Annotated in this window: 12 protein-coding genes; 8 read left to right on the forward strand and 4 right to left on the reverse strand. The window is 67.7% G+C overall.

Features of this window, described 5'->3' with window-relative positions; translation table 11 throughout:
• Window positions 1-307: 307 nt before the first annotated feature.
• Window positions 308-1,135, reverse strand: coding sequence for an inositol monophosphatase family protein (locus WIX41_RS15355; protein WP_339448945.1), 828 nt, complete (start codon window positions 1,133-1,135; stop codon window positions 308-310).
• 120 nt (window positions 1,136-1,255) lie between these two features.
• Here WIX41_RS15355 and WIX41_RS15360 point away from each other — a divergent pair, with 120 nt between their 5' ends.
• From WIX41_RS15360 to WIX41_RS15370, 3 genes are all read left to right on the forward strand, one after another.
• Window positions 1,256-2,026, forward strand: a complete 771-nt coding sequence (locus tag WIX41_RS15360; protein ID WP_339448946.1) for an RNA methyltransferase — start codon at window positions 1,256-1,258, stop codon at window positions 2,024-2,026.
• Between the two features lie 115 nt (window positions 2,027-2,141).
• Window positions 2,142-3,041, forward strand: a complete 900-nt coding sequence (locus tag WIX41_RS15365) for a phosphate/phosphite/phosphonate ABC transporter substrate-binding protein (protein WP_409187514.1) — start codon at window positions 2,142-2,144, stop codon at window positions 3,039-3,041.
• Window positions 3,038-5,164 carry a putative bifunctional diguanylate cyclase/phosphodiesterase gene (locus WIX41_RS15370; RefSeq protein WP_409187417.1) on the forward strand — a complete coding sequence of 709 codons (2,127 nt, stop codon included), beginning with the start codon at window positions 3,038-3,040 and terminating at the stop codon, window positions 5,162-5,164. The genes WIX41_RS15365 and WIX41_RS15370 overlap by 4 nt, the downstream gene beginning before the upstream one ends.
• A 419-nt stretch (window positions 5,165-5,583) precedes the next feature.
• Here the strand turns inward: WIX41_RS15370 and epmB are convergent, their stop codons facing one another.
• Window positions 5,584-6,588 (reverse strand): EF-P beta-lysylation protein EpmB, encoded by a 1,005-nt coding sequence (gene epmB, locus WIX41_RS15375; protein ID WP_339448951.1) that lies wholly within the window; start codon window positions 6,586-6,588, stop codon window positions 5,584-5,586.
• Between the two features lie 93 nt (window positions 6,589-6,681).
• Between epmB and efp the strand changes: the two genes are divergently transcribed.
• The 5 genes from efp to WIX41_RS15400 all read left to right on the forward strand — a co-directional run bounded on the left by efp (window position 6,682) and on the right by WIX41_RS15400 (window position 10,957).
• The gene (efp, locus tag WIX41_RS15380; protein WP_339448952.1) at window positions 6,682-7,251 is read left to right on the forward strand and encodes an elongation factor P; all 570 of its coding nucleotides are present in this window, start codon (window positions 6,682-6,684) and stop codon (window positions 7,249-7,251) included.
• A 133-nt stretch (window positions 7,252-7,384) separates the two neighbouring features.
• Window positions 7,385-8,728 (forward strand): TRZ/ATZ family hydrolase, encoded by a 1,344-nt coding sequence (locus WIX41_RS15385; protein ID WP_339448953.1) that lies wholly within the window; start codon window positions 7,385-7,387, stop codon window positions 8,726-8,728.
• Window positions 8,729-8,746: 18 nt separating this feature from the next.
• A complete protein-coding gene (gene ubiG / locus WIX41_RS15390; protein WP_339448954.1) occupies window positions 8,747-9,478 on the forward strand; it encodes a bifunctional 2-polyprenyl-6-hydroxyphenol methylase/3-demethylubiquinol 3-O-methyltransferase UbiG in 732 nt (243 codons plus the stop codon).
• Complete coding sequence (locus WIX41_RS15395) at window positions 9,459-10,163, forward strand: phosphoglycolate phosphatase (RefSeq protein ID WP_409187418.1); 705 nt, start codon at window positions 9,459-9,461, stop codon at window positions 10,161-10,163. The genes ubiG and WIX41_RS15395 overlap by 20 nt, the downstream gene beginning before the upstream one ends.
• 86 nt (window positions 10,164-10,249) lie before the next feature.
• On the forward strand, window positions 10,250-10,957 hold the full coding sequence (locus tag WIX41_RS15400) for a squalene/phytoene synthase family protein (RefSeq protein ID WP_339448956.1): 708 nt from the start codon (window positions 10,250-10,252) through the stop codon (window positions 10,955-10,957).
• Window positions 10,958-11,037: 80 nt separating this feature from the next.
• On the opposite strand, the gene WIX41_RS15405 is transcribed toward WIX41_RS15400, so the two are convergent.
• Both WIX41_RS15405 and WIX41_RS15410 read right to left on the reverse strand, forming a co-directional pair.
• Window positions 11,038-11,883 carry a M23 family metallopeptidase gene (locus WIX41_RS15405; RefSeq protein WP_339448958.1) on the reverse strand — a complete coding sequence of 282 codons (846 nt, stop codon included), beginning with the start codon at window positions 11,881-11,883 and terminating at the stop codon, window positions 11,038-11,040.
• On the reverse strand, window positions 11,883-13,229 hold the full coding sequence (locus WIX41_RS15410; protein WP_339448960.1) for a dihydroorotase: 1,347 nt from the start codon (window positions 13,227-13,229) through the stop codon (window positions 11,883-11,885). The genes WIX41_RS15405 and WIX41_RS15410 overlap by 1 nt, the downstream gene beginning before the upstream one ends.

Here is a 13,229-nt window from a genome sequence, read left to right on the forward strand (position 1 = left end):
CCGGTCGTCGCAGAGAACTGAGGGGGCGAGGGCGGGGATGCCCTGGCCGGACTTTGAGCAGCATGGGTCGGGCGTATACGCCCGACGGGTTGGGCAGGAGCCCAACCCCGGTCTTGCCGTGTGCGCAGGACAGCGCACACGAGCAAGCTGCGATAAGCCCCATGGATGGGTTCACGCGTGTCCGGCCAGGGCATCCCCGTCCTCGCCCCGCGCAGGAACAACCGGACAGCCAGCGCTCTAGGTGCAGACCCAAACAAACAAAAACGGCGCCCGAAGGCGCCGTTGTCTGAGTTCCACATCAATCCGATCAGAACTTCGCGTCGAACTCAGCTGCGTAGCCCGTATTGACCAGCACCTTCTGCAGGATGTCGGTGTTCTTCACGTTGCCAGCCACAATCTGCTGGGTTTCCGGGCCACGGCTGTCCATGCGGCCCGGGGTGGCGCCCTTGAAGTCACAGACGCGGCCGCCGGCCTCGCGGACCAGCAGTACGCCGGCGGCGATGTCCCAGGCTTTCACGCCGGCTTCGAAGTAGGCGTCGGCGCGGCCGCAGGCCACGTAGGCCAGGTCCAGCGCGGCCGAACCGGTACGGCGCACGTCTTCGGCGTGAACCAGCAGCGCGTCCACCGCCTTCAGCTGGGCGCTGGTGCGGTTGCGCTCGCGCGGGGCGAAGCCGGTGTGGATCATCGCGCCAGCCAGGTCCTTGCGGTCGGCCACGCGGATGCGGCGGTCATTCAGCACCGCGCCGGCGCCACGGCTGGCGGTGAACAGTTCATTGCGGAGCGGGTCGAAGATCACCGCGTCGATCGGCTCGCCGTTCTCGACCAGGGCGATGGAAACGCAGTAATGCGGGAAGCCACGCAGGTAGTTGCTGGTGCCGTCGAGCGGGTCGATCACCCACATGTAGCGGTTGACGGACTGTACGCCGCCTTCCTCGCCCATGATTCCGTACTCGGGATAGGCGCGCTTGAGTTCCTTGACGATCACCTTCTCCGCGTCCGCATCGACTTCACTGGCATAGTCCATGCGCCCCTTCTGCACGACGTTCAACGCCTCGAGCTTGTTGATGTTGCGCAACAGGACGTTGCCGGCGAGGCGGGCGGCCTTGACCATGACGGTGACGGCGGGTTTCTGCATGGCGAAAAGCTCCCGGAAAGGCAGAGTAGGGGTATTGGCGGGGGAAAAGAGCGGTCCCGGCGCAGAGGCCGGTCGCACAGTTTACCATTTGTGACTGTCCTGCTCGCGTTTGGCCTGTTCATGTCCACTGAATCCGCTTCATCCCGTATCCGTTTCGTCCTCGTGGGCACCCAGCACCCCGGCAACATGGGGGCTGCCGCGCGTGCCATGAAGACCATGGGACTGGGCCGGCTGGTGCTGGTCGCACCCGAAAAACCGCTGGATGAAGAGGCCTTCCGCCGTTCGGCCGGTGCCGAGGACGTGCTCGGCGATGCCCCGGTGGTGGCCACGCTGGCCGAAGCCGTGGCGGACTGCCGGCTGGTGTTGGGCTGCACCGCCCGGGCCCGCCGGGTCCAGCTGGAGGAGCTGCTGCCCGGTGTGGCCGCCCAGCGCGCCCTGGCCAAGGCCGCCGAGGCCGATGGCGAGGTAGCCTTCGTGTTCGGGCGCGAGCGCACCGGCCTGACCAATGAAGAGCTGCAGCTGTGCCACCTGGCCGTGCATATCCCGTCCAACCCGGAATTCAGCTCGCTGAACCTGGCCGCCGCCGTGCAGGTGCTGGCCTATGAACTGCGCATGGCGAGCCTGGGTGGGGTAGAGGCGGCTGCGCCGGCCGATCCTGAGCATCGTGAACAGCCGGCCAGCCATGCCCAGGTCGAAGGCCTGTTCGGTCAGCTCGGCCAGACGCTGGACGAGATCGACTTCCACAAGGGCCGCGCCCCGGATTCGGCCATGCGCAAGCTGCGCCGCCTGTTCCTGCGCACTGAACTGAGTGAACAGGAAGTGCGCCTGCTGCGCGGCATTCTTGCCGACGCCCAGCGGATGGCACGATTGGCCAACGCTAACCCCGAATGACCTGACGCACGTCTCACTTTTTCGGGTAGGCTGTCTCGATTCCTTGGGGGAGCGAATGGGATTGCCGGTGCTGCGATGGCTGTTGCAGGGAGGGCTGTTGTGTCTGGCCATCGTCATGATGACCGGCACTGCGGCCGCCGATCCTGACAACGGCGGTCCAGACCATGCCGCCCCGGGCCACGTGCTGGTACTGGGCCGGATCAGCGACAACCCGAAATCACACTATGCGCAACTGCAACCCCTGCTCGATTATGTCGTCCCGCGCATGCGCGATGTGGGCATTACCGAAGGCCGCATCCTGATGGCGGCGGATGCGCAGCAGATGGCCAGCTACCTGCGCCGCGGCCGGGTGGACTGGGTGACCGAAACGTCCGGCACCGCCGTCAACCTCGGCCTTCGCAGTGGCGCCCAGCCACTGCTGCTGACCGAACGCAGCGGCGTGCGCGATTACCAGACCGTGTTCTTCGTGCGCCGCGACAGCCCGATCACCTCGCTGGCCGAGCTCAAGGGCCACACCCTGGCCCTGCAGAACGTGGCCTCCACCAGCGCCTACCTGGTGCCGGTGATGACCCTGCTGCAGAACGGATTGACCCCGGAGATCCTGTTGTCCGCACGCGATGCGGCCGCACCGGACACGGTGGGCTACGTGTTCGCGCGTTCAGAGGCGAACATCGCCACTTTCGTGCACAAGGGCGTGGTTGATGCCGGTGCGGTCAGCAGCGTGGACTGGGCCGATCCGCACCGCATTCCGGCCTCGTTCCGGCGGGACTTCCGCGCCATCCATCGCACCGAGCCGTACCCGCGTGCAGTGGAAGTGGTGCGGGCGGGGCTGGACCCGAAAGTGCGTGACCGGTTGCAGCAGGTACTGCTGGATGCCGCCTCGGATCCGCAGGCGCAGGATGCGCTCGAAACGTTCTTTGGTACGTCCGGGTTCCATCGGGTCGATGCGCAGATGCAGCACCGGTTGGATGAATTGAAACAGGGTCTTGCACGCGTGCGGATGGAAGTGGAATGAGGCCGTTGGGTTCTGGAATGCAGTCCCGATTCGTACTGGCGATGGGCGGGGCGATGGTGGTGGTGGTGGCGATCGTGGCCGTGGTGCTGGGGCGCCAGGCGGCGATGCAGGAGGAGGTCAAGCACCTCAGCGGCAGCGTCATCCATGAGCTGTTCGACCGCAGTGTGCGCAGCCGCGGCGAGGCCCTGGCACGCGAGCTGTCCGATGCGCTGGCCAATCCGCTGTACTACAACGACCTGGCCCAGGTGGGCGCACTGGTGCGCAATACCTCGCGGCAACAGGTGGTGCGCTACGTGCTGGTGTTCGACGAGGACGGCAAGCTCATCCACGACGGTTCGACCGAAGTGATCGACTTCGGCCGGCCCATGCAGGACCCGTTGGCTGCCGGTGCGGTGGGCGCGCGCACGCTGGTGGTGCAGCAATCGCCCAAGGTGCTCGACAACGCCATGCCGATCATGATCGGCAACCAGCGCATCGGCGGGGTCCGCGTCGGCATGGCGTTGGACGATGTGCAGGCCATGGAACAGCGCGCCAACCTGACGTTGGGTGAGCGCCTGCAGCAGGTCGGCAAGCGGCACCTGGGCTGGCTGCTGCTGATGCTGGGGCTGCTGCTGGCCATCGGCGCAGTGGTCATCGTGTATGTGCAGCGCACCCTGGTCGGCCCGATCCGCGGGCTGGCCGCCGCCGCGCGCCAGATCGAAGCCGGCGATTACCGCCCGCAGCTGAGCCACAGCAGCCGCCAGGACGAAGTGGGCGAGCTGGTGCGCGCGTTCGGCCGGATGAGCGAAGCCATTGCACGCCACGACCGCGAAGTGCGGCACATGGCCTATACCGATGCGCTGACCGGGCTGACCAACCGCCTGGCCTTCCGCGAGGCGCTGGACCACCGCCTGATGGCCGCGCGCGCCTCCAACCACCGGTTGGGCCTGCTGTTCGCCGACATGGACGACTTCAAGCGTGTCAACGACACCCTTGGCCATGAGGCCGGCGATGAGGCGCTGTTGCAGTTTGCCCAGCGCATCAGCACCGCCGTGGCCCAGGCGGGCGGTGACGAAGCGCTGCTGGCACGCTTTGGCGGCGACGAATTCGTGATCCTGATCGGCGATGGTGACGTGGCCGCCAGTGCGCGCCAGCTGGCCGAGATCCTGGTCCGCGAACTGAGCAAGCCGCTGGTGGTGCAGGGCAGGGAGCTGTTCCTGGGCACCTCGATCGGCGTGACCCTGTTCCCCGACGACGCTGCAGATGCGACCACGCTGCTGAAGAACGGCGACATTGCCATGTACCAGGCCAAGGTCGCCGGCAAGAACTGCTACCGCTATTACAGCCGGGCCATGGACCATGCGGTGGAACGCCGCGTGCACATGGAGCAGGAACTGCGCGGGGCGTGGGAACGCGGCGAGTTGCGCCTGGTCTACCAGCCCATCTTCCGCACCCGCGACCGCCGCATGGTCGGGGTGGAAGTGCTGCTGCGCTGGCAGCACCCGGTCTTGGGCACCATTCCGCCGTCGGTGTTCATCGAAGTGGCCGAACAGAGCGGCCTGATCGAGGTGATCGGGCCGAAGGTGCTGCGCGCGGCGTGCATGGAAGCGGTGCAGTGGCCGCGTTCGTCCGATGGCGAAGGCATGTTCGTCTCGGTCAATGTTTCCCCGCGCCAGCTGCGCGGCGGCGAGCTGCCCACGCTGGTGGCCGACTGCCTGCGCGACACCGGCCTGCCGGCATCGCGGCTGCACCTGGAGCTGACCGAAACGGCGGTGATCGGCGATGAGATGCTGGCCGCCGCGCTGCTGGACAAGCTGCACCGCACCGGCGTGAAGGTGTGGCTGGACGACTTCGGCACCGGCTTCTCGGGCCTGAGCCACCTGCGCCAGGTGCCGGTGGACGGGGTCAAGATCGACAAGAGCTTCGTGGCCGACATGCAGCGCGACCCGGACGACCTGGCCCTGACCACGGCGATCATCGCCATGGCCCACGCGCTGGGCATCACCGTGGTGGCCGAAGGCATCGAACAGGAAGTGCAGTTCGACCTGCTGAGCCAGCGTGGTTGCGATCTGGCGCAGGGGTATTGGCTGAGCGTGCCGATAAACGCCACCGAGGTGGTGCAGATGATCAAATCCGGGCGGTGATACCACGGGTCCGGAAAATTTCCTCGGCCGTTGGTTGGTTGATCCCGATCCCAATGGGCCCGTAACGGTTCGTAGCCCCGGCCGTTGGCCGGACACCGCGCGCAGCGCGGCCCAAGCGCCCGGAGCCGATTGCTGATCGGTTGCGGCCAACACCCCGGCGTTTAGACCTGCCGAAGCCACCGTAGCGCCGGGCTCTGCCCGGCGGCTCTCCGTTCAGTGGTCATGAACGCTGACGGGCCGGCTTCGGTATGGATTACACGCGGATGCGGGGTCGCCAACGGTTGCCTGACGTGCTTCGGAAGGTTGGGCCGCGCTTTGCGCGGTGTCCACGCAGGGCGTGGACCTACGGAATTCATACGTGCCCAGGTAGATCCAGAGCGGGCGACCGCGCGCGTGTGGATCGCGTGTCAATCGGAACCCTAGACCGGCCGTTTGCTGGAATCACCCGAAATTTCCCGCACCAGCTTCGGCACCAGGTACCCGGACAACCGCGCCGTCAGCTGCGCATGCAGCGATTTGGCCGTTGCATCGTCCACCTCGAAATGCGCCACGCCCTGTACCCGGTCCACCTGGTACAGGTAATACGGCAGCACGCCTGCAGCAAAACTGCGCTCGCTCAGGTCCTGCAGCGCCTGCAGCGAATCGTTCACCCCGCGCAGCAGCACCGCCTGGTTGAGCAGGGTCGCACCCGCGCCGCGCAGGCGCGCCATGGCCGCATCCACCGAGGCGTCGAATTCGTTGGCGTGGTTGGCGTGGATCACGAACGCCACCGGCCAGGGCAGGGAGGCGATCCACTGCACCAGCTCCTCATCCACCCGCTCCGGCAACACCACCGGCAGGCGGCTGTGGATGCGCAGGCGACGCAGGTGCGGAATCTGCCTGAGTGCCTGGGTGAGCTCCACCAGCTTGTGGGTGGCCAGCGACAGCGGGTCGCCGCCGGACAGGATCACCTCGTCGATGCCCGGGTCCTGGGCAATGGCGTCCACCGCTTCGCGCCAGCCTTCGCGGGCCGCGTTTTCAGTGCCGTAGTCGAAGTGCCGACGGAAGCAGTAGCGGCAGTTGATCGCGCAGCTGCCGGTGGTCACCAGCAGGGCACGGCCCTGGTACTTCTGGATCACCCCGGTGGCCTTGCGGGCCAGGCCGTCGCCGACCGCATCCAGGGTGAAGCCCGGCGCATGCTGCAGCTCGTCGGTCACCGGCAGCACCTGGCGCAGCAGCGGGTCGTGGCGGTCGCCCTGGCGCATGCGCGCGATGAAGCCCTGCGGCACCCGCAGCGCGAACTGCCCGGCGGCCTCGGCCGAAACCGGCAGCGCGTCCGGGTCCAGGCCCAGCTGCTCAAGCAGGGTCCGCGGGTCGCGGACCGCCTCGCGCCACAGCTGCTGCCAGCGGACGGGGGTGGGCAGGGGCGTGGCGGAGAGCTGCATGGAATGGGGGCCTGCGGTTATCATAGGGGTAGCCTTTCCATTCTATCCGGCTCGCCGCGCCTGCGCGGCGTTTGCCCATTCAGGAGTTTCAGCATGGCCACTGTTGGCATGAACGACGTCAAGAACGGGATGAAGATCCTGGTCAACAATGAACCGGCGGTCATCACCGAGACCGAGTACGTCAAGCCGGGCAAGGGCCAGGCCTTCACCCGCATGAAGTACCGCTTCATCAAGTCGGGCCGCGTGGTCGAAATGACCATGAAGGCGACCGATGACGTGGAGAAGGCCGACGTCGTCGATACCAACATGGACTACATGTACACCGACGGCGAGTACTGGCACTTCATGGACCCGGAATCCTTCGAACAGGTCCAGGCCACCAAGTCGGGCATGGGCGGCGCCGAGAAGTGGCTGAAGGGCGAAGAGTCCTGCATCGTCACCCTGTGGAACGGCGAGCCGATCTTCGTGCAGCCGCCGAACTTCGTCGAACTGAAGATCACCGAAACCGATCCGGGCGTCCGTGGCGACACCTCCGGCGGCGGCGGCAAGCCGGCCACCCTGGAAACCGGCGCGGTGGTCCGCGTGCCGCTGTTCGTCAACCAGGATGAAATCATCAAGGTCGACACCCGCTCGGGCGAATACTCCGCACGCGCCGGAAAATAATCCGACCCGGGATTATTTTCGGTAGCGCCGGCCGTTGGCCGGCCCAGGCGATCCGTGGGCCGGCCAACGGCCGGCGCTACCGGCTACGAACATCGCGGTGATTCCCCATCACCGGCACCCAAAGCGAGACCGCATGACCGACACCGCACGCATTCCCGAACCCTGTGACCTGCTGATCGAAGCCGGTTACGTGGTCCCGATCGAACCGCATGCGGTGGTGCTGGAAGACCATGCCGTGGCCGTGCGCGGCAGCGAAATCGTCGCCATCCTGCCGCGTGCCGAAGCGCGCGCGCGGTTCAGCGCCCGCCAGGTGGTTTCGCGCCCGGACGCGGCGCTGATGCCCGGCCTGGTCAACGCGCATACGCACAACCCGATGACCCTGCTGCGCGGCGTCGCCGACGACCTGCCGCTGATGGTGTGGCTGCAGCAGCACATCTGGCCGGTGGAAGCGGCGGTGATCGGACCGGAATTCGTGGCCGATGGCACCACCCTGGCCATCGCCGAGATGCTGCGCGGTGGCACCACCTGCGCCAACGAAAACTACTTCTTCGCCGACGTCCAGGCCGCCGTGTACAAGCAGCACGGCTTCCGTGCGCTGGTCGGGGCGGTGATCATCGATTTCCCGACCGCCTGGGCCAAGACCGACGACGAGTACTTCGCCAAGGCCGGCGAGCTGCACGACCAGTGGCGCAATGACCCGCTGATCGGCACCTCGTTCGCCCCGCACGCACCGTACACCGTCAACGACGCCAACTTCGAACGCGTGCGCATGCTGTCCGACCAGCTGGACATGCAGGTGCACCTGCACACGCATGAAACCCCGCAGGAAATCAGCGATTCGATCAAGCTGCACGGCCAGCGCCCGCTGGCGCGACTGGATCGCCTGGGCCTGGTCAACGACCGCCTGATCGCGGTGCACATGACCCAGCTGACCGAAGCGGAAATCCACCTGTGCGCCGAACGCGGCGTGAGCGTGGTGCATTGCCCCGAATCCAACCTCAAGCTGGCCTCCGGGTTCTGCCCGGCCTGCGCCCTGCAGCGCGCCGGCGTGAACCTGGCAATCGGCACCGATGGCTGCGCCAGCAACAACGACCTGGACATGTTCAGCGAGAACCGCACCGCGGCGATCCTGGCCAAGGCCGTGGCCAACGACGCCACCGCGCTGGACGCGGCGACCACCTTGCGTGCAGCTACCCTGGGCGGCGCGCGCGCGCTGGGCTTTGGCGACCGCATCGGCTCGATCGAAGTGGGCAAGCAGGCCGACCTGGTCTGCGTGGACCTGTCGGCGCTGGAAACCCAGCCGCTGCACCACGTGCTGTCGCAGCTGGTGTACGCCGCCGGCCGCCACCAGGTCAGCGATGTCTGGATTGCCGGGCAACCCAAGCTGGTCCAGCGCGAACTGGTCGGCATGGATACCGCCGCGATCGTTGCCAACGCCCGCCAGTGGCGCGAGCGCATCCGACACATCCGCGCCTGAAGCGCGAAAAGGACAGCCATGAACGCCCCCCACGCTTCCACCAATTTCGACCAGGCCGAACTGGACAAGTTCGCCGCGCTCGCCAACCGCTGGTGGGATGCTGACGGCCCGCAGAAGCCGCTGCACGCACTGAACCCGGTGCGCCTGAAGTACGTTGCCGACCGCGTCACGCTGCGTGGCGCGCGCGTGCTCGACATCGGGTGCGGTGGTGGCCTGCTCAGCGAAGCGCTGGCCCAGGCCGGCGCGGACGTGACCGCCATCGACCTGGCCCCTGAGCTGGTCAAGGTCGCGCGCCTGCATGGGCTGGAATCGGGCGTAACCGTCGACTATCGCGTGCAGGCCGCTGAAGACCTGGCCGCCGAACAGCCGGGCAGCTTCGACGTGGTCACCTGCATGGAAATGCTGGAGCATGTGCCGGACCCGGGCGCGATCATCGCCGCCTGCCATCGCCTGCTCAAGCCGGGCGGCCAGCTGTTCCTGTCCACGGTCAACCGCACCCCGGCCGCGTTCGCCGTGGCCATTGTCGGGGCCGAGTACATCGCGCGCCTGCTGCCCAAGGGCACGCACCATTACCAGGATTTCATCAAGCCGGCCGAGCTGGGCAAGTGGCTGCGCGAGGCCGATTTCATCCTGCGCGATGTCAGCGGCATGGCCTATGAGCCGTGGCGCAACCGCGCGCGGTTGAGCTCGCGCACCGACATCAACTACCTGGCCCACGCGGTCAAGCCCGATGCCGACGACCGTGGCTGAGTCCGGTTTCCCGCAGGCAGTGCTGTTCGACCTGGACGGCACGCTGCTCGACAGCGCGCCGGACATGCTGGCCACCGCCAACGCGATGCTGGCCGCGCGCGACCGCGCGCCGATCACGCTGGACGTGCTGCGTCCGGTGGTGTCCAAAGGTTCGCGGGCGATGATAGCGGTGGCGTTTCCGGAACTGGGCCAGGAGGCGCGTGACGCGCTGGTGCCCGAGTTCCTGGATCGCTACGAAGCGCTGATCGGCCAGCACGCCGCGCTGTTCGACGGCGTGGCCGGCATGCTGGAAGCACTCGAAGCGGCGGGCTGTGCCTGGGGCATCGTCACCAACAAGCCGGAGTACCTGGCGCGCCTGATCCTGCCGCAGCTGGGCTGGGAAGCGCGCTGTGCGGTATTGATCGGCGGCGACACCCTGGCCCAGCGCAAGCCGCACCCGCTGCCGCTGCTGGCCGCCGCCGAGCGCATGGGCATCGACCCGGGCACCTGCATCTACGTGGGTGACGACGAGCGCGACATTGTCGCCGCCAACGCCGCCGGCATGGCCTCGGTCGCCGCCCTGTGGGGCTACCGCCTCGACGCCGACGACCCGCTGGCCTGGGGCGCCGAGGTGATGATCGAACAGCCTGCCGAGTTGCAACAGGCAGGCACCTGGCCAGCTGCCCGAGTGGCGATCGATCGCTGAAAACCCGGTAGCGCCGGCCGTTGGCCGGCCCTCCGGTCTCCCGGCGTCCCGCTGCCGCCGGGCATCACGTTACAAGGAATCCCGAAATGACCACCTCCACCGCCCTCGACAGCTTCCTCGACAAATGGCGGACCCGCTGGCCGGAATGGCAGGTGGCCGAACCGTTCATTGCGCAGTCCCAACGCACCCTGGTGGTGGCGTGGTTCGCGCTGCTGCAGGAATTCGACGACATCCTCAACATCGCCGGCGATCCGATGCCAGCCGACGCCAAGCTGGCGTGGTGGGGCGAAGAACTGCGCAGCTGGGCCGCGCAGCGTTCGCGCCATCCGCTGGGCCGCGTGCTGGAGCCGGTGCGCGCACCGTGGGGCGAGCTGGCGGCGGCACTGCCGGACCTGGTTGAAGCACGCGCGGTGCCGGTGGATGCGGTGCAGGCGCAGCGCGCCCTGCTGGCCTACGGTGCGGCCGTGGCGGCGGTGGAAGCGGTGATGTTCGCGACCCCGGCGCGCGGCGACGTGGGCACCCCGGTGGTGCTGCAGACCCTGGCCCAACGCCTGCATGAAGCGGGCGTGGCGGCAGTGCCGCGGTCGTTGTTGGCGCAGGATGATGGCGATGCGGCGCAGCGCTGGGCGCAGCAGTTGCTGCGCGATTGGCCGGCGCGCGTGCCCGGCCCGCGTCCGCGCCGCCTGTACGCCTCGCTGGCGCGCGCGCGCCAGCAGGCGTGGTCGCAGGGGCGTGAGCTCAAGGCCACCCCGGTGCGCACCCTGCTGCGCACCTGGTGGGCCGCCCGGGGGTAGAGCCACGCCCTGCGTGGCTTCGCGGTGCCGGAACGAATAGCAGCCACGCAGGGCGTGGCTCTACGGCATGGCGCGCGGCGTCACCGGCTGCGTTCGAGCACCAGCAGCGGGTCGATCCGCGTGTCGAACCAGTTCATGCCCCAATGCAGGTGCGGCCCGGTCGCACGGCCGGTCGCGCCCACTGCGGCGATCACCTGACCCTGCTCCACCCGGTCGCCGACCTTCACGTCGATCCGCGACAGGTGCAGGAAATTCGAGCTGATCCCAAATCCATGGTCCAGCAGCAGCGTGCCGCCGGTCAGGTACAGGTTCGGCCCGGCGAACGTCACCACGCCCGCGGCCGGTGCCTTCACCGGCGTCCCGGTCGGCACCGCGATATCCATCCCCGAATGCCCCGAACCGGGCTGGCCGTTGTACACCCGCGCATTGCCGAACCGGCCGCTGATCCGCCCCTGCACCGGCCAGATGAAGGCCTGCGCGAAATCGGCGCGGTTGTCATCGCGCGCACGGGCGGCCGTCACCTGCGCCTGCTCGCGCTTGATCCGCTCGGCAATCGCCGGTGGCGGGTTCACCGTCTTGGGCGGCACCCCGTTGACGCGCTCCACCGGCCAGTCGCGCGGGGTCACCGCGATGCTCACCGTTTCGCTGCCGCCATCGGGGCGCTGCACCTGTACCTGCAGCGGGGCCTTCTCATCGCGGCCGATCCCGAACACCACGCTGCCATAGCCGCTCACCCGCAACGTGCGGCCGGCGTATCGCACCACGCTGCCGGTGGGTACCTTGCCGATCACCATCGCGCCCTGCGAGGCGCTGGCCGGGAACACCACGCGGGCGTCGGCCTGGGCCATGGCGGGCGAGGGCAGCAGGCCAAGCGCAGCCACCGGGGCCAGGGCCAGCAGGCCCAGGCCCAACACGGTTGCCCGCATCAGCGGTCGTAGCTCATGCGCTGGCCGTTCGGCGCGCCCACCAGCTGGGTACCGTCCCAGGCCAGCTGGCCGTTGACCCAGGTGGAGGCGATGCGCGAACGGAAGGTCATGCCTTCGAACGGCGACCACGCGCATTTGGACAGAACGTCCTCGCGCTTGACCGTGAACGGCACGTCTTCCACCAGCACCAGGTCGGCCCAGTAGCCTTCGCGCAGGTAGCCGCGCTGGCTCACATCGAACAGCTGCGCCGGCGCATGCGCGAACTTCTGCACCACCTGGGTGATCTCCAGTTTGCCTTCGTGCACCAGCTCCAGCGCGGCCACCAGCGCGTACTGCACCAGCGGCAGGCCCGACGGCGCCTGGGCGTACGGCTTCTGCTTCTCTTCCCAGGTGTGCGGGGCGTGGTCGGTGGCCAGCACGTCGATCACGTTGTCGGCCACAGCCTTCGTCAGCGCCTCGCGGTCGCTGACTTCCTTGATCGCCGGGTTGCACTTGATCAGGTTGCCCAGCCGCGCGTAATCGGTGCGGTCGAAGCGCAGGAAGTGGATGCAGGTTTCGGCGGTGATCTGCTTGCGGCTGCCATCGGCGCGGATCAGCGGGCCCTTCTCGAACAGCGCCAGCTCATCGGCGGTGGAAATGTGCAGCACGTGCAGGCGGGTACCGTGCTTCTTCGCCAACGCCACCGCCAGCGTCGACGACTTCAGGCAGGCCTCGCGCGAGCGGATGTCCGGGTGCTGTTCGGCGCTGAGCGCATCACCGTACTTCTCGGCGTATTCCTTCGCCTTGGCATCGATCATCGGTGTGTCTTCACAGTGCGTGATGATCGGTGTGGGCGCGTACTTGAAGATCGCGTCCAGCGTTTCCGGGTTGTCCACCAGCATGTTGCCGGTGGAGGCGCCCATGAACACCTTGATGCCGGGCGACGCTTTCGGATCCACGACCTTGATGTCTTCCAGGTTGTCGTTGCTGGCGCCCATGTAGAAGCCGTAGTTTGCGCGCGCGCGGCCGGCCGCAGCGTCGTATTTGGCCTGCAACGCCGCCGCGTTCAGCGTCGGCGGATTGGTGTTGGGCATGTCCATGAAACTGGTCAGGCCCCCGGCCACCGCAGCGGCCGATTCAGTGGCGATATCGCCTTTGTGGGTCAGGCCCGGCTCGCGGAAGTGCACCTGGTCGTCGATCATCCCGGGCAGCAGCCAGCGGCCGGCGGCATCGACCACGGTGTCGCCGTCCTGCGGCTGCAGGCCGGTGCCGATCTGCGCGATGCGGCCGTTGTCGATGCGCAGGTCGCCGTCGAAGATGCGGCCTTCGTTGACCATGCGGGCGTTGACGATGAGCGTGGAGGGCAT

This window comes from Stenotrophomonas sp. AB1(2024), from assembly GCF_037482345.1.
Lineage (GTDB): Bacteria > Pseudomonadota > Gammaproteobacteria > Xanthomonadales > Xanthomonadaceae > Stenotrophomonas.

Bases quoted from the DNA above. Each gene is read 5' to 3' on its own strand.
- ubiG (WP_339448954.1), top strand. From the start codon at position 8,747: ATGAACGCCCCCCACGCTTCCACCAATTTCGACCAGGCCGAACTGGAC.
- WIX41_RS15355 (WP_339448945.1), bottom strand. From the start codon at position 1,135: ATGCAGAAACCCGCCGTCACCGTCATGGTCAAGGCCGCCCGCCTCGCC.
- epmB (WP_339448951.1), bottom strand. From the start codon at position 6,588: ATGCAGCTCTCCGCCACGCCCCTGCCCACCCCCGTCCGCTGGCAGCAG.
- WIX41_RS15400 (WP_339448956.1), top strand. From the start codon at position 10,250: ATGACCACCTCCACCGCCCTCGACAGCTTCCTCGACAAATGGCGGACC.
- WIX41_RS15405 (WP_339448958.1), bottom strand. From the start codon at position 11,883: ATGCGGGCAACCGTGTTGGGCCTGGGCCTGCTGGCCCTGGCCCCGGTG.
- WIX41_RS15410 (WP_339448960.1), bottom strand. From the start codon at position 13,229: ATGCCCTCCACGCTCATCGTCAACGCCCGCATGGTCAACGAAGGCCGC.
- WIX41_RS15365 (WP_409187514.1), top strand. From the start codon at position 2,142: ATGATGACCGGCACTGCGGCCGCCGATCCTGACAACGGCGGTCCAGAC.
- WIX41_RS15360 (WP_339448946.1), top strand. From the start codon at position 1,256: ATGTCCACTGAATCCGCTTCATCCCGTATCCGTTTCGTCCTCGTGGGC.
- WIX41_RS15385 (WP_339448953.1), top strand. From the start codon at position 7,385: ATGACCGACACCGCACGCATTCCCGAACCCTGTGACCTGCTGATCGAA.
- WIX41_RS15370 (WP_409187417.1), top strand. From the start codon at position 3,038: ATGAGGCCGTTGGGTTCTGGAATGCAGTCCCGATTCGTACTGGCGATG.
- efp (WP_339448952.1), top strand. From the start codon at position 6,682: ATGGCCACTGTTGGCATGAACGACGTCAAGAACGGGATGAAGATCCTG.
- WIX41_RS15395 (WP_409187418.1), top strand. From the start codon at position 9,459: ATGCCGACGACCGTGGCTGAGTCCGGTTTCCCGCAGGCAGTGCTGTTC.